Consider the following 13,683-nt stretch of genomic DNA (forward strand, 5'->3'; position numbering starts at 1 on the left):
ACGGATACCCGGAAACGAATTAGGAATTGCCCGACTCTTTCCAGGGCGGTATCAGGTCCTTCGTATGAACGGAAAACCCTTCCCCATTCCTTTCGTCCTCCCGATCTGTGCGGCGTGCATCAGCGTGTCAGGAACCGCCTCAGGCGCGGTTCTCGCCAACTACGCTTTTGCCAGTGGATCCGCCACTTCCACCGATACTGACATCACCAGCACGGCATCGAACATCAGTCTTACGAATGGGGACAACACCGGCACCACCACCGGAACAGGGGGCGTCACTGGCGCCGGTATTTCCTCGTCCTCGCATATGTTTTATTTCCGGACCAGCGGTCTGAAAACAAATGAGGGCGATGCGGTCACCGCGCCCGACTACATCTCTTTCACCTTCACCCCCACTGCCGGGACTTCCTACAACCTCCAGACCATCACCCTCGATTTCGGAGGCTCGAATGCCGGTGGATCCGCGCCCGGTTATACGTCCTACGCCTTCCTCCGCAGCAGTCTGGGAGACACCCCCTACTCCACCAACATCGGCTCCACCATCTCCCGCGATGTTCCAGGCCCGGGTGCCGGAGATGTCTATAATCTCGCGCAGGAAACCTTCACCTTCACGGATCCCGCGTTCGCCAATGTCACTGCACCGGTAACCTTCCGTCTCTATATGTATGCATCAAGCAATGCCGAGTCGCTTCAGATCCTCCGTCTGGACAACCTGCGTCTCAACGGCGCGGCGGTTCCGGAGCCTGCCTCCGCGCTCGCCCTTGCCCTCAGCCTCGGCACGACCGTCCTGCGCCGCCGCCGCTGACCGGCCGGGTCCTCCCCCTCAACGGTAGGCACCTGCTGTATGGGGAGCGCTCCGCAACCGGAACTCCAGATCCCATTCCGTCGCCTGGATCGTGGCACCCGCCCCTCTCAGCGGAGATGAAGTGGCGGGAGCCGCATTCCGGTTCAGGCCGTCCCATGTCACGTTCACAAAGTCCCCCAGGCCCGTTCCGGCAATCGTGGGCATCCCGGCCGGAACGGAGCCAAAGGTGACATTTCCCGAAATCGTCGCCGTGCCCAATCCGGAGGGAGCATTAACGGCCTCCGCCGTCTGGCTGTAGCTGGCGTTGTTGGCGAAGATGATGCCCGTTCCCAGATTCGAGAGCCGCAGCATCACATCACATCCCCGCTTGTTCATGCCCCCCTTTCACCAGAACTCCAGGTCCTGACCAACAGCGATTCGGCCCGCTCTCCGTCTCCCCCCCTTTGGCAAGCCGGAAATCCCCTGCGGCACCTGAATTTTCCGCACACCGCCTTTCGCTTGCCCCGCCCCGGCGGGAGGCCTCATTTTCCCCTCCGTCCCATGACCCACCTCGAAACCATCGCCCGCGAAACGGGCATCTCACTTTCCTCCGTCACCGCCACCTCGAAGCTCATCGCCGAAGGCGGCACCGTCCCTTTCATCTCCCGCTACCGGAAGGAGCAAACCGGCTCCCTGGACGAGGTCCAGATCACCACCATCCGCGACCGCATGCTGCAACTGGCGGAGCTGGACAGCCGCCGCACCGCCGTCCTGAAGTCTCTGGAGGAGCGCAACCTGCTGACCGACGAGCTGAAAAAGAAGCTCAACGCCGCCACCACCCTCACCAGCGTGGAGGACATCTTCACCCCCTTCCGCCCGAAGCGCCAGACCCGCGCCACCAAGGCCATCGAGCGCGGCCTGACCCCGCTGGCCGACTGGCTGATGGAGAACCAATCCGCCGACCCCGCCGAGGAGGCCGCCAAGTTCGTCGATGCGGAGAAGGAAGTCCCCACCGCCGCCGACGCGCTGGCCGGTGCACGCGACATCATCGCGGAACGCGTGGCTGACGACGCCGCACTCCGTGGCCGCGTGCGCAAGATCTACGAGGAGGAAGCCACCGTTTCCTCCAAGATCATGTATGGAAAGGAAGAGGAGGCGGACGCCCAGAAGTTCCGCGACTACTTCGAGTGGTCGGAGCCGTTCAAGGCCATCCCTTCCCACCGCATGCTGGCCATCCGCCGCGGCGAGAAGGAGGGCTTCCTCCTCATGCGCGTGGAGGTCCCGCTGGACCGCGTTTCCTCACAGGCCCTCCCGGACTGGGTGAATGGCTCCGGCGAAGGTGCGAAGAACGTCGCCCAAGCCGTCGAGGACGGCTGCAAGCGCCTCCTAATGCCATCCATGGAGACGGAGGCCCGCTTGCTGGCGAAAAAGCGCGCGGATGAAACCGCCATCGCCGTCTTCGCCGAAAACCTGCGCGAGCTGCTGCTGGCCTCCGCCCTCGGTGAGAAGCGCCTGCTCGCCATCGACCCCGGCTTCCGCACCGGCTGCAAGACCGTCGTCCTGGATCGCTCCGGAAAGCTCCTGCACCACACCGTACTCCACTGCACCGCAGGCTCCAACCACCAGCTCTACGAGGCCGCCAACGAGCTGGTCACGCTGCTGAAGAAATACGATGTCGAGGCCATCGCCATCGGCAACGGCACCGCCAGCCGCGAGGCGGAGGCCTTCGTGAAGAAGCTGAAGGTCACCCAGCCGATCATCATCGTGAATGAAAGTGGTGCCTCCATCTACTCCGCCTCCGACGTGGCCCGTGAGGAGTTCCCGAACGAGGACGTCACCGTCCGTGGTGCCGTCTCCATCGGCCGCCGCCTGATGGACCCGCTGGCGGAGCTGGTGAAGATCGACCCGAAGTCCATCGGCGTCGGCCAGTACCAGCACGACGTGGACCAGCGCCAGCTCAATGCCTCACTGGATGACACCGTCATTTCCTGCGTGAACGCCGTGGGCGTGGAGATCAACACCGCATCGAAGAAGCTCCTTTCCTATGTCTCCGGCCTCAATGCCTCCCTGGCGGAAAACATCGTCGCCTTCCGGAATGAGAACGGTGCCTTCACCTCCCGCGAGCAACTGAAGAAGGTGCCGCGCCTCGGTGACAAGGCCTTCGAGCAGGCCGCCGGATTCCTCCGCGTGCGCGGTGGCCAGCACCCGCTCGACTCCTCCGCCGTCCACCCGGAACGCTACCCGCTGGTGGAGCGCATGGCGGCAGACGCCGGATGCGAAGTCGTCGAGCTGCTGACCAACGAGGCCGCCCGCGAGAAGATCGACCTCAAGAAATACGTCAGCGAGGAAGTCGGCCTGCCGACGCTCCAGGACATCCTCAACGAGCTTGCCAAGCCCGGCCGCGACCCGCGGAAGCAGTTCGAGCTGTTCTCCTTCACCGATGGCGTGGAGAAACCGTCCGACCTCCAGGTGGGCATGAAGCTCCCCGGCATCGTCACCAACGTGACCGCCTTCGGCGCATTTGTGGATGTGGGCGTCCACCAGGACGGACTCGTCCACGTTTCCCAGCTCGCGGACCACTTCGTGCGCGATGCGTCGGAAGTCGTGAAGGTCGGCCAGAAGGTGCAGATCACCGTCATGGAGGTGGACCTGAAGCGCAACCGCATCGCCCTTTCCATGAAGTCCAAGCCGGACCTGGAAGGTGGCCGCCGCTCGGACGGTGGTGACCGGGATTCACGCCCCGGCGGCAACCGTCCGCGCCATCAGGGTGGCGGCGGTGGCAATGGAAACTTCCGCCCCAACAGCGCTCCGGGCAACGACTGGTTCTCCCAGGCGCTGAATCAGGCGAAGAAGAAGTGATGGGAGGGGTGGCCGAAGTCGTGAGACGTCCGGCTGCGAGACTCTACGGAGCGCGGACTTCAGTCCGCTTGGTTTCGCATGGGCGGATTCTATGGGGCGGACTGAAGTCCGCGCTCCAACAAGTCCAACCAATGCTTCTCCGTCAGTTGCCGTCCACCCCGCCGAATCTCTCACGAGATTCGCTACCACCCCTACCCCTCTTTCTTCTCCCACTTCTTCTTCCAGGCCGCTTCCTTCGGCTTATAGGTGGAGGCGGCGAGCTGGTCGTCGAATTCGAAGCGCTGGATGCCCTTCATCAGGGCGCTGATCTCCTTCGCTTCTTCCAGGAGCAGCTTCAGCCGTTCCGGGGACAGGCCCGGCTCGCGCATCGCCGCCTTCACCGCGGCATCGCGCTTCTGGATCACCACGGAGGAAAGTGCGGTCAGCGCGTGCTCCGCGCTCTGGATGCCGTTCTCATCCCCTGCCTCCCAGCGGCTTGCCTCCTTCGACAAAGCCAGCCTGTCGGACTCCGGCAAGCCCAGCATGAAGGTGTTCAGTGCGGAGGGTGATGCGGGATCCGGTGCGGATGCCAGGATGCGCTCCAGCAGTGGGATGCCCTCCACCCAGCGGTCCGCCTCATGCAGGGTCTCGAACTGCTCCGCCAGGAAATGCTGCGCCATCCCGGAGGACAGGGCGAGGTGGCAGAGCGCGCTGACGATGCTGTGGAGCGGCGTCGGTTCCGCCACGGGCCGGTCCGTCTCCTTCTGGAAGCCTTCCCGTTTCGGGAACTTCTTCACTTTGGCGATGGACTCCCGCAGCGCGGCGGCGGAGATGCCCAGGTGGGTGGCCACCACGTTGATCTGGTGGTCCCGCGCCGCATGGTCGCTCATGGCCGCCAGTGCCTCCACACTCTGGTTCGTCACCGCCGTCCTCTGCGCCGCCGTGTCCAGCGTCCCCAGCGACTTCGCGCGGCCCAACTTGGAATCGAAAAAGTCCTTCGCCTCCGTGATCAGCTTCCGGAACGCCTCCGCGCCGTGGGCCTTGATGTAGGAGTCAGGATCATCCCCCGGCGGCATCTCCACCACCTTCGCGCTCATGCCGGCGGCCACCAGTTCCTTGAACGCTTTCTCCGACGCCTCGATGCCCGCACCGTCCGCGTCATAGCAGAGGACCACGTTGCTGATGTAGCGTTTCAGGATCCGCGCGTGTTGCGTGGTGAGGGCGGTGCCCTGCGTGGCGATGGCGTTGTCGATCCCCGCCTCATGGCAGCAGATCGTGTCAAGCTGGCCTTCGCAGAGCAGCGCGAACTTCTCCTTCAAGATGGACTTCTTCGCACGGTCCAGTGCGAACAGGACGCTGGATTTCTTGAAAATGGCCGTCTCCGGTGAGTTCTGGTACTTCCCGCCCTGCTGGTCCTCGCGCAGCTTCCGCCCGCTGAAGCCGATCACGTCGCCGATCTCGTTGCAGATCGGGAACATCAGCCGGTCCGTGAAACGGATGTAGAGTCCCGCGCGCGGGTTCCCTTCCTCCTTCAGTCCGGCGAGACCCGCCGCCTCCAGCTCCCGGCCGGTGAATTTCTTCGCCTTCACCCATTCCTTGAAAACCCGTGAATCGCGGGGCATCCAACCCACCTGCCAGCGCACTGCCATCTCCTTCCCGAAGCCGCGGGACTTCATGTAGGCGCGGGCGTGCCGTGCCTCCGGGTCCGTCAGCAGACGTTCGTGCATGAACGCCGCCGCCTCCCGGTGCAGGTCCATCAGCCGTCCCTTCGACCGCCGGTCCGCATCCGCCTGGGGATCGAACGTCTCCACGATGGGCACGTTCGCCTTCGCCGCCAGCTTCCTGATGGCCTCCACGAAGGGCAGGTTCTCATACTCCATCACGAAGCCGATGGCACTACCGTGCTTGCCGCAGCCGAAGCAATGGAAGCTCTGCCGCGTGGGGCTGACCGTGAACGACGGCGTCTTCTCATGGTGGAACGGGCAGTTCGCCTTGAACGCCGAACCCATCCGCTTCAGCGGGATATAGGAATTGATCAGATCGACGATGTCCGTCGAATCCAGCACCTTCTGAATCGTCTCGTTGGGGATCTGCGCCACGTTCCGGGGGCAGAGTATGAACACCATCACCCGGCCCGGAAATGGAAAAAACCATCCGTCTGCGGAATGCGGTGAATCAGGGAGAAAGCAGGCCATCCGGCCAATCTCCAGCGCGGCTTTTCTTTCGCAGCGCGGTCTCCGGCAACTTGCTGGAGGTCAAGGTGGTGGCCCAACTCGGATTCGAACCAAGGACACGTAAATTTTCAATCTACTGCTCTACCAACTGAGCTATTGGGCCTTACCTTTCCTGCCCTCGCGGGCGGGCCGCGAAACTAAGAGGCACCCCACGGTTTTGACAACCGGAAAATGAAAAGAATTTCAGATTTCTTCCGTACGGCGGTTGCCCGTCTCTAACAGCCCACCGGATCGACGTCCGCCACCCGCTTTAAATCAGGTTGATCCACCGCCATCCGGCGTTCAGCTTGCGGGCATGTCTGACATCAAAATCACGCTCCACACGACCGCCGGTGACATCGACGCCACCCTCTACGGCTCGAAGGCACCGATGACGGTTTCCAATTTCCTGAACCTCGGCAAGCGGGGCTACTACAACAACGTGGCCTTCCACCGCGTGATCGAGGGCTTCATGCTCCAGGGTGGCGACCCGACCGAAAGCGGCCGTGGTGGTCCGGGCTACAAGTTCGGCGATGAGTTCCACCCTGAGCTGCGCCACCGCGCGCCGGGCGTGTTCTCCATGGCGAACGCCGGACCGGGCACCAACGGCTCCCAGTTCTTCATCACCACCACCCCCACCCCATTCCTGGACAACCGCCACTCCGTCTTCGGCCAGGTGACCAACGGCATGGACGTCGTCGGCAAGATCACCGGCAAGAACAACACCGGCGAGCGCGGCTGCAAGTTCAACGGCGTGGGCGACAAGATCACCGGCATCACCATCCACGACGACACCACCTCCCTCTTCGAGTCCCAGAAGGACAACCTGGAACACTGGAACTCCATCCTCGACAAGGCGAAGTAAGATTTCCCTTCAGCCTTTTCCGAAAAGCCCGGCGGGATCGTTCCTTCCGGGCTTTTCCTTGCCGGTGGCAAGCCTGCCCCCATCACCATGGCCACCACCGTACAAAAAAACCGCCGTCCCGGGAAGGGACGGCGGCAGAGCCAATGGACCCGGGGTGCTACTATTGTGGAGCAGGTGCCGGAACCGGGGTCGGTTCAGGAGCCGGCGCCGGGGCTGGCTCAGGAGCGGGTGCTGGTGGCGCGGGTGGCGGGCTGACAGCTTCCTCCACCTTTGCGGCGGCTTCCTTGGTCGCCTCGACAGCCTTGTCAGCGGCTTCCTTGGTGGCGTCGACGGCCTTGTCGGCGGCTTCCTTGGCGGCATCCGCCGCATCGCTGCCGGCTTCCTTGGTCGCTTCGGCGGCCTTTTCGGCGGTGTCCTTCGCTGCGTCCACGGCCTTGTCGGCGGCTTCCTTGGTTTCTTCAACCGCAGCCTTCGCTTCTTCGCTCAGTTCGGCTTTTTTCTCACAGGAGGCGAAAAGGAGCGGCAGCGCCAAGGCTGGAATCCAGAGTTTCAGTTTCATGGTATTATTTATGTTTTGTTGGTTGGGAGGCCCGGAGATCCGGGGACCATCACCAACGTAGGCCTCTATACGGAGTCCGTCAAAGAAAGTTGCACAACTTTCTCCCCGGAACCTTCGGACTTGCACAAGCGGGGGGCGGGAGCCATGGAAGGGGCATGGAGCGTTGGATGCTGCTGGCCGCCACCCTTCTCGCACTGGCGGGTGGGGTCTGGGGTGTTGTGTCCGTCCGCCATGGCGACCGGAACCGGTGGACGGTGTTGTGGATGATCGGGGCCTTTCTCTTCCAACTGGGATTCCTTTCCCTGCGCGGGCAGATGCGCGGCGCCTGCCCGCTGGGTGACTGGGGCGAGCGCCTGGCCTACCTCTCCTGGTCCCTGACCCTTTTCTACATCCTGGTGGGCCCGGCCTACCGGATCTCCCTGCTGGGGGTCTTCACCGCCCCGGTGGTGGTCATTTTCCAGAGCATCGCCCTGATTCCCGGCATGCTCCATCCTTCCCCCGCCCGTGTGCTGAACACCACGGCCTGGGGGGAAACCCACTCCGCCACTTCCGTTCTCAGCTACGGGGCGTTCGCACTGGCCGCCGTGGCGGGGATCATGTTCCTGGTGCTGGACCGGCAGTTGAAGGAGCACCACCTGAAGGGCGGTTTGTTCAAGAACCTGCCTCCCGTCAGGGAGTTGCTGGTATCCGTGGAGCGGCTGCTGTGGCTCGGGCTCGGGCTGCTGACCGCCGGGATCATCGCAGGGCTGCTCATGCCGCACGATGGGCTGAACGGCCACTTCATCGCGGCGCTCGCGGTCTGGGCGGGGTACGCGATCCTGTTGGTAATGAAAAGGGTTCGCGGATTGACCGGGCGAAGGATTTCCTCCGCGTCAGTGGTATTGTTCGTCATGTCACTGCTGGTTTTCGCATTCGTCTGATGGAACTCGCCTGCCTGGGACTGAATCACCGGACCGCCCCCGTTGAGGTGCGTGAGCGCTTCGCCGTGGGCACGACCAAGCTGGGTGAGGCAGCCGACGAACTGACCCGGATCGCACAGGTGGCGGAGGGCGTGGTCATCTCCACCTGCAACCGCACGGAGTTCTACGTCGCCGCGGACAGCGGACGGACCGCCCTCCAGCGGCTGGAAGCCGGACTGGCCACCCGCCAGAACCTCGCCCCGGACGACCTGACCCATTTCTACCGGCTTGAGAAACACGACGCGGCGAAGCACCTCTGCCAGGTCGTCAGCGGACTGGACTCCATGGTTCTCGGAGAGACGGAGATCTTCGGCCAGGTGAAGCAGTCCTATGATGCCGCGCTGAAGGCGGGCACCACCGGCGGCATCCTCAACCGCGTCTTCCAGCGCGCTTTCGGCATCGGCAAGAAAGTCCGCACCCAGACCTCCATCCAGGAAGGTTCGACGTCCATCGGTAATGTGGCGGTGGATCTGGCGGAGAAAATCTTCGGCCACCTGCAGGACAGCCAGGTCATGATCCTGGGTGCAGGGGAAATGAGCCGCCTCACCGCACAAGCGCTCGTTTCCCGCGGCGCGCGCTCCATCTTCGTGACGAACCGTTCCTACGAGCGGGCCGAAGAACTGGCCCACGAAATGGGAGGCAGGGCGGTCCGCTTTGATGACTGGCACCGGGTGCTGGCGGATGTGGACGTCGTCATTTCCTCCACGGGTGCGCCCCATGCCATCATCCACCGGGCGGACGTGGAGAAGATCCGCCGCGCGCGGAAGTTCCGTCCGCTCTTCTTCATCGACATCGCCGTGCCGCGGGACATCGAACCCTCCGTGGGCGAAATCGAGGAAGTCTACCTTTACGACATCGACACGCTGGAGCAACTGGCGGAAGAAGCGCGTGTGCGCCGCCGCCGCCAGATCGAGGAATGCGAACGCATCATCGAAGCGGAACTCACCAAACTCAATCTCCCAGGCACCTGAAAATGAGTGATCCCACCCCTGTCCATCCCCTCATCATCGGCACCCGCGGCAGCGAGCTGGCGCTGGTCCAGGCAACGACCACCGAGCAACTGCTGGCAGAGGCCTTCCACGGCCTGTCCCTGCGCCGCGAAGTGATCCGCACCACCGGCGACCGCCGCACCGACCTTTCCCTCAGCGAGGTGGCGAAGGCGGAGGGTACTTTTGACAAAGGAGTCTTCATCAAGGAACTGGAAGAGGCCCTGGACCGCGGCGACATCGACGTGGCCGTCCACAGTCTGAAGGACATGCCCACCGTGCTGGAGGACCGGTTCGCCGTCGCCGCCGTTCTGGAGCGGGCACCCATCCGGGACGTGCTGGTGAGCAGGAAACCGGGTGGGCTGGATGCCATTCCACAGAACGGGCGCGTGGGCACCAGCAGCGTGCGCCGTGCCAAACAGATCCAATGGCTGCGCCCGGACCTGGAAGTCGTCGATCTCCGTGGAAATGTCCCCACCCGCCTGAAGAAGGCCGCCACCGAGCGTCTCTATGACGCCATCCTGCTCGCGGAAGCCGGACTGCTGCGGCTGGGCTATCTCCAGCAGGAACCTCTTCTGCCTAACAGCGAGACGATCGTCGGCATCCCCGGGCTGCATGCCGTCCGCCTCCCGGAAGAGGAGTTCTACCCCGCTGCGGGCCAGGGTGCCATCGCCCTGGAGATCCGCGCCACGGACGCCCCCAGCCGCATTTTCTGCGAAGGCATCAACCACCAGGAAACGATGATCCGCATCTCCGCGGAGAGGGAATTCCTGCGCCTGCTGGACGGCGGCTGCCACACCCCTGTCGGTGTCTTTTCCAAGCTGGAGAACGGCCAGCTCACACTCAAGGCGCGCGTCTTTCCGGACGCGGGCGGCGAGCCGAAAACCGGCGGCCTCACCGGCCCGGCGGACAACCCCATCGCCCTCGCGGCCCAACTTTTCAACTCCCTCTCATGAGCAAATCCGGAACCTGTTACCTCGTAGGCGCCGGCCCCGGCGACCTCGGCCTCGTCACCCTCCGCGCGAAGGAACTCATCGAGTCCGCGGATGTGCTGGTCTATGACGCGCTGAGCAGCCCCCAGCTCCTCCGCTGGACGAAGGCCGGATGCGAGAAGATCTACGTCGGCAAGCGCGCGAAGGACCATGCCGTGCCGCAGGACCAGATCAACGGCATCATCGTCGAGAAGACGAAGGAGGGCAAAAATGTCGTCCGCCTGAAGGGCGGCGACCCGATGATCTTCGGTCGTGGCGGCGAGGAAGCCGCCGAGCTGGCCGCCGCCGGTGTCGCCTTCGAGATCGTCCCCGGCATCAGTTCCTCCATCGCCGGTCCGGCCTACGCGGGCATCCCCGTCACCCACCGCGACCACAACACGCAGCTCACCATCTTCACGGGTCATGAGGACCCGACGAAGGGCTTCACCTCCGTGGACTACGCGCAGCTCGCCAAGGCACCGGGAACGAAGGTGTTCCTGATGGGCGTCGCCCGCCTGCGGGAGATCACCTCCTCCTTCATCGCGGAGGGGGCGGCTCCGGAAACGCCCATCGCCCTCACCCGCTGGGCCACCACCGGCTCGCAGTCCACGATCGAGGGCACGCTCGCGGATATCGCCGACATTGCGGAGGCAGCGAACTTTTCCTCCCCCGCCGTCGCCGTGATCGGAGACGTGGTGAAGGAGCGCGCGAAGATCAACTGGTTTGAGAAGCGTCCCCTTTTCGGAAAAAAGATCGTCGTCACCCGCACCCGCGAGCAGGCCGGTGAACTGAGCAAGTCACTGGCGGACCTGGGAGCGGATGTCATCGAGCTCCCCACCATCCGCATCGAGCATCCGGACGACCGCCTCGGTTTCGCGGAAATGGTCACCCACGCCCACGAATACGACTGGCTCGTCTTCACCAGCCCGAATGGCGTGGAGCGGTTCTTCGACGCCTTCTTCGCCACCTTCGAGGACGCCCGCAGCCTGGGCAACCCGCGCATCGCAGCCATTGGCGCCGGCACTGCCGCGAAGATCCGCGAATACCGCTTCGCCGTCGATCTCATCCCGGAGCGTTTCGTCGCAGAGGGCCTCATCGAGGCCTTCAAAAAGGAGTCTGTCGAAAACCTCACCATGCTGTGGGTGAAAGCCGCGGAGACCCGCGACGTCGTCGGCAAGGGCCTGGAGGAGCTCGGTGCGATCGTCGATGAATGCATCGCCTACAAGACGGTGCCGGAAACCGAGGATCCCACCGGTGCCCGCGCGCGCATCGAGGAAGAAGGCGCGGACCTCATCACCTTCACCTCCAGCTCCACGGTGGATCATTTCTTCGACATGGGCATCGCCTGGCCGGAAGACTGCGTTGCCGGGAGCATCGGCCCCGTCACCAGCGACACGCTGCGGAAAAAGGACATGAAGCCCGCCTTCGAAGCCACTCCGCACGACATTCCAGGCCTTGTGGCTGCGGTCGTGAGGTATTTCAGGAAGTGAGGTGACGCGGAGAGTGGAGGCACCTCCCCTGACGGCGGTTTTTTCAACCGCGGATGAACGCGGATTGGCGCAGATAAGAAGAGGATTGGGGCGGGATACTTCAGTCTGTGTTCATCTGCGGTTCGATTTCTTCCATCTTTCCCGGCCCCGGGAAGCAACCTGCGGAATGTCTTGATGGAACCCGGGGGTTCGGTCCGTAATGGGTGCATCATGAAAAAAGCCCTTCTCCTTTCCCTGTTATTCGCCCCCACCCTCCACGCGGAAATCGGCGTTGGAGCAAAGCCCGCCGAAGGCGCGGAGGTCATCATCGACGGCACTCAGAAGACCCTCGAGGAAAAGTGGATCTACTGGGAGGGGCCGGGCTTCAAGTCCTCCATGCCCATCAAATGGAAGATCGTCGAGGATCCGGTCGATGCCGGGAAACACGCGCTCCAGACGGATGATCCCGCCGCGGCGGGCGGCAAGTATGGTGCGGCGGACATCGTGACGAAAAAGGAATACCGGGATTTCCGCCTTCACATCGAGTTCTGCGTCATGAAGCCCGGTGGCAACAGCGGCGTCTATCTCCAGAACCGCTACGAGATCCAAATCAAGGACGGCGACAAGACCAAACACGGACTGGGCGCGGTCATCAACGAGACGGAATCCCCTTACGACACCTACCTCGGCCTCGGGAAATGGAACAGCTATGACATCGTCTTCCGAGCCGCCCGTTTCCAGGACGGAAAGCGCGTGGAACCAGCGATGGTGACCATGTATTTCAACGGCAAGAAGGTCCACTCGAACCAGACCATCAACCAGGTTTGGGGCGGCCCCCGCTCCGGCATCGACGGAGGAAACGACGGCGGCAGGGGCATCACCGACACCCCCGGCGGCCTCAAGCTCCAGTGCGAGGGCCACGACGTCCGCTACCGCAACACCTGGATCAAGGAGCTGGATCTGGCGAAGGCGGACACCGACTTCAAGGAGTAGTCCACTCCGCCCGCACAAACTGGTGGCGGACGGCGGTTCGCTCGCCAAATTGCGGACATGCAGCGCCTTCCCCGCCACACCGCCGTCCTTCTTTGCACCGCATTACCGGTGTTCCTTGCCGGTTGTTCCTTGGTGCCCGGAAGCGGCCGCCAAGGCGCTCATCCATCTCCGGGTTCCATCGCCAGGGAAGACACGCTGCAAGTGCAGATCTTCCTCGATTCCAAGGGCTTCGGCCCCGGCGTCGTTGACGGACGGTCCGGGGAGTTCACGGGCAAGGCGCTGGCCCGCTACCAGCAGGCGAACGGGCTATCCCCGGACTGGCGGCCGGACATCTCCGCCATCTCCACCCTGTCCAGTTACACCATCACGGCGAAGGATCTCTCCGCGCTGGGTACCATGGCAAACGAACCGGAGGCACAGGCGAAACAACAGAAAATGCCCTACACCACGCTCATCGAGTTGTTGTCGGAGCGCTTCCACACCACACAGAAGTTCCTCCGAACGCTGAACCCGGGTATGGATATCAACAGCGTCCAGCCAGGCACCACCGTCACGGTGCCTGCCGTCGCCCGGCCATTCCGCTTCGACGCCTTTCCCTCGACCTACCCCGCTCCTTCATCCGGCACCGCGTCCTCCCGCCGCGTGCTGGTGGACTTGCGGGAAAAGATGCTGGAAGTGCGGGAGGGCGGCCGCCTGATCGCCGCCTTCCCCATCACTCCCGGCTCGATGGAACATCCCGCTCCTGCGGGCGAATGGCGGATTGTCGGCTCCGTGCCGTGGCCATGGTATCGGTATGATCTGGGCGTGCTGAAGCGCGGCGAGCGCACGGAGAATTTCTTCAACCTGCCTCCCGGCCCGAACAATCCGGTCGGCATCCTGTGGGCAGGACTGAACCTCCCGGGAATCGGCATCCATGGCACGCCCGTGCCGGACACCATCGGGCGGGCGGGCAGCCATGGCTGCATCCGCCTTTCCAACTGGGACGCGGCGATGTTCCACACCCTCGTCGGAAAAGGAACGTCGGTGACGATCCGGTGAAGCAAACG

General features: G+C 63.6%; 12 protein-coding genes and 1 tRNA gene. 9 read left to right on the forward strand and 4 right to left on the reverse strand.

Annotation, left to right across the window (positions count from 1 at the left end; genetic code table 11):
- Positions 1 to 64: 64 nt before the first annotated feature.
- Positions 65 to 805, forward strand: coding sequence for a PEP-CTERM sorting domain-containing protein (locus tag OVA24_RS14155; RefSeq protein ID WP_267670531.1), 741 nt, complete (start codon positions 65 to 67; stop codon positions 803 to 805).
- 18 nt (positions 806 to 823) lie between these two features.
- Here OVA24_RS14155 and OVA24_RS14160 read toward each other — a convergent pair whose 3' ends face one another.
- Entirely contained in the window at positions 824 to 1,180 is a 357-nt protein-coding gene (locus OVA24_RS14160) for a hypothetical protein (RefSeq protein WP_267670532.1), read from the reverse strand.
- 165 nt (positions 1,181 to 1,345) lie between these two features.
- On the opposite strand from OVA24_RS14160, the gene OVA24_RS14165 reads away from it, so the two are divergent.
- Positions 1,346 to 3,643: a Tex family protein gene (locus tag OVA24_RS14165; protein WP_267670533.1), complete on the forward strand. Its 2,298-nt coding sequence runs from the start codon at positions 1,346 to 1,348 to the stop codon at positions 3,641 to 3,643.
- 191 nt (positions 3,644 to 3,834) lie between these two features.
- Here OVA24_RS14165 and dnaG read toward each other — a convergent pair whose 3' ends face one another.
- Positions 3,835 to 5,748 (reverse strand): DNA primase, encoded by a 1,914-nt coding sequence (gene dnaG / locus OVA24_RS14170; RefSeq protein ID WP_267675286.1) that lies wholly within the window; start codon positions 5,746 to 5,748, stop codon positions 3,835 to 3,837.
- Between the two features lie 135 nt (positions 5,749 to 5,883).
- A tRNA-Phe gene (locus OVA24_RS14175) sits at positions 5,884 to 5,959 on the reverse strand.
- A gap of 192 nt (positions 5,960 to 6,151) precedes the next feature.
- Between OVA24_RS14175 and OVA24_RS14180 the strand changes: the two genes are divergently transcribed.
- A complete protein-coding gene (locus OVA24_RS14180) occupies positions 6,152 to 6,700 on the forward strand; it encodes a peptidylprolyl isomerase (RefSeq protein ID WP_267670534.1) in 549 nt (182 codons plus the stop codon).
- Between the two features lie 160 nt (positions 6,701 to 6,860).
- Here OVA24_RS14180 and OVA24_RS14185 read toward each other — a convergent pair whose 3' ends face one another.
- A complete protein-coding gene (locus OVA24_RS14185; protein WP_267670535.1) occupies positions 6,861 to 7,259 on the reverse strand; it encodes a hypothetical protein in 399 nt (132 codons plus the stop codon).
- Between the two features lie 155 nt (positions 7,260 to 7,414).
- Between OVA24_RS14185 and ccsA the strand changes: the two genes are divergently transcribed.
- The 6 genes from ccsA (at position 7,415) to OVA24_RS14215 (ending at position 13,675) form a co-directional block, all read left to right on the forward strand.
- Positions 7,415 to 8,179, forward strand: coding sequence for a cytochrome c biogenesis protein CcsA (gene ccsA / locus OVA24_RS14190; RefSeq protein WP_267670536.1), 765 nt, complete (start codon positions 7,415 to 7,417; stop codon positions 8,177 to 8,179).
- On the forward strand, positions 8,179 to 9,189 hold the full coding sequence (hemA, locus tag OVA24_RS14195; RefSeq protein WP_267670537.1) for a glutamyl-tRNA reductase: 1,011 nt from the start codon (positions 8,179 to 8,181) through the stop codon (positions 9,187 to 9,189). The genes ccsA and hemA overlap by 1 nt, the downstream gene beginning before the upstream one ends.
- Positions 9,190 to 9,191: 2 nt before the next feature.
- On the forward strand, positions 9,192 to 10,160 hold the full coding sequence (hemC, locus tag OVA24_RS14200) for a hydroxymethylbilane synthase (protein ID WP_267670538.1): 969 nt from the start codon (positions 9,192 to 9,194) through the stop codon (positions 10,158 to 10,160).
- Positions 10,157 to 11,665, forward strand: coding sequence for a uroporphyrinogen-III C-methyltransferase (gene cobA / locus OVA24_RS14205; protein ID WP_267670539.1), 1,509 nt, complete (start codon positions 10,157 to 10,159; stop codon positions 11,663 to 11,665). The genes hemC and cobA overlap by 4 nt, the downstream gene beginning before the upstream one ends.
- Positions 11,666 to 11,875: 210 nt before the next feature.
- Positions 11,876 to 12,637, forward strand: coding sequence for a 3-keto-disaccharide hydrolase (locus tag OVA24_RS14210; protein WP_267670540.1), 762 nt, complete (start codon positions 11,876 to 11,878; stop codon positions 12,635 to 12,637).
- A 57-nt stretch (positions 12,638 to 12,694) separates the two neighbouring features.
- Entirely contained in the window at positions 12,695 to 13,675 is a 981-nt protein-coding gene (locus OVA24_RS14215) for a L,D-transpeptidase family protein (RefSeq protein WP_267670541.1), read from the forward strand.
- Positions 13,676 to 13,683 lie beyond the last annotated feature (8 nt).

Origin of the sequence: Luteolibacter sp. SL250, from assembly GCF_026625605.1 — a bacterium.
In the GTDB taxonomy this organism is placed as follows: Bacteria; Verrucomicrobiota; Verrucomicrobiia; order Verrucomicrobiales; family Akkermansiaceae; genus Luteolibacter.

Bases quoted from the DNA above. Each gene is read 5' to 3' on its own strand.
- OVA24_RS14155 (WP_267670531.1), top strand. From the start codon at position 65: ATGAACGGAAAACCCTTCCCCATTCCTTTCGTCCTCCCGATCTGTGCG.
- OVA24_RS14160 (WP_267670532.1), bottom strand. From the start codon at position 1,180: ATGAACAAGCGGGGATGTGATGTGATGCTGCGGCTCTCGAATCTGGGA.
- OVA24_RS14165 (WP_267670533.1), top strand. From the start codon at position 1,346: ATGACCCACCTCGAAACCATCGCCCGCGAAACGGGCATCTCACTTTCC.
- dnaG (WP_267675286.1), bottom strand. From the start codon at position 5,748: ATGGTGTTCATACTCTGCCCCCGGAACGTGGCGCAGATCCCCAACGAG.
- OVA24_RS14180 (WP_267670534.1), top strand. From the start codon at position 6,152: ATGTCTGACATCAAAATCACGCTCCACACGACCGCCGGTGACATCGAC.
- OVA24_RS14185 (WP_267670535.1), bottom strand. From the start codon at position 7,259: ATGAAACTGAAACTCTGGATTCCAGCCTTGGCGCTGCCGCTCCTTTTC.
- ccsA (WP_267670536.1), top strand. From the start codon at position 7,415: ATGGAGCGTTGGATGCTGCTGGCCGCCACCCTTCTCGCACTGGCGGGT.
- hemA (WP_267670537.1), top strand. From the start codon at position 8,179: ATGGAACTCGCCTGCCTGGGACTGAATCACCGGACCGCCCCCGTTGAG.
- hemC (WP_267670538.1), top strand. From the start codon at position 9,192: ATGAGTGATCCCACCCCTGTCCATCCCCTCATCATCGGCACCCGCGGC.
- cobA (WP_267670539.1), top strand. From the start codon at position 10,157: ATGAGCAAATCCGGAACCTGTTACCTCGTAGGCGCCGGCCCCGGCGAC.
- OVA24_RS14210 (WP_267670540.1), top strand. From the start codon at position 11,876: ATGAAAAAAGCCCTTCTCCTTTCCCTGTTATTCGCCCCCACCCTCCAC.
- OVA24_RS14215 (WP_267670541.1), top strand. From the start codon at position 12,695: ATGCAGCGCCTTCCCCGCCACACCGCCGTCCTTCTTTGCACCGCATTA.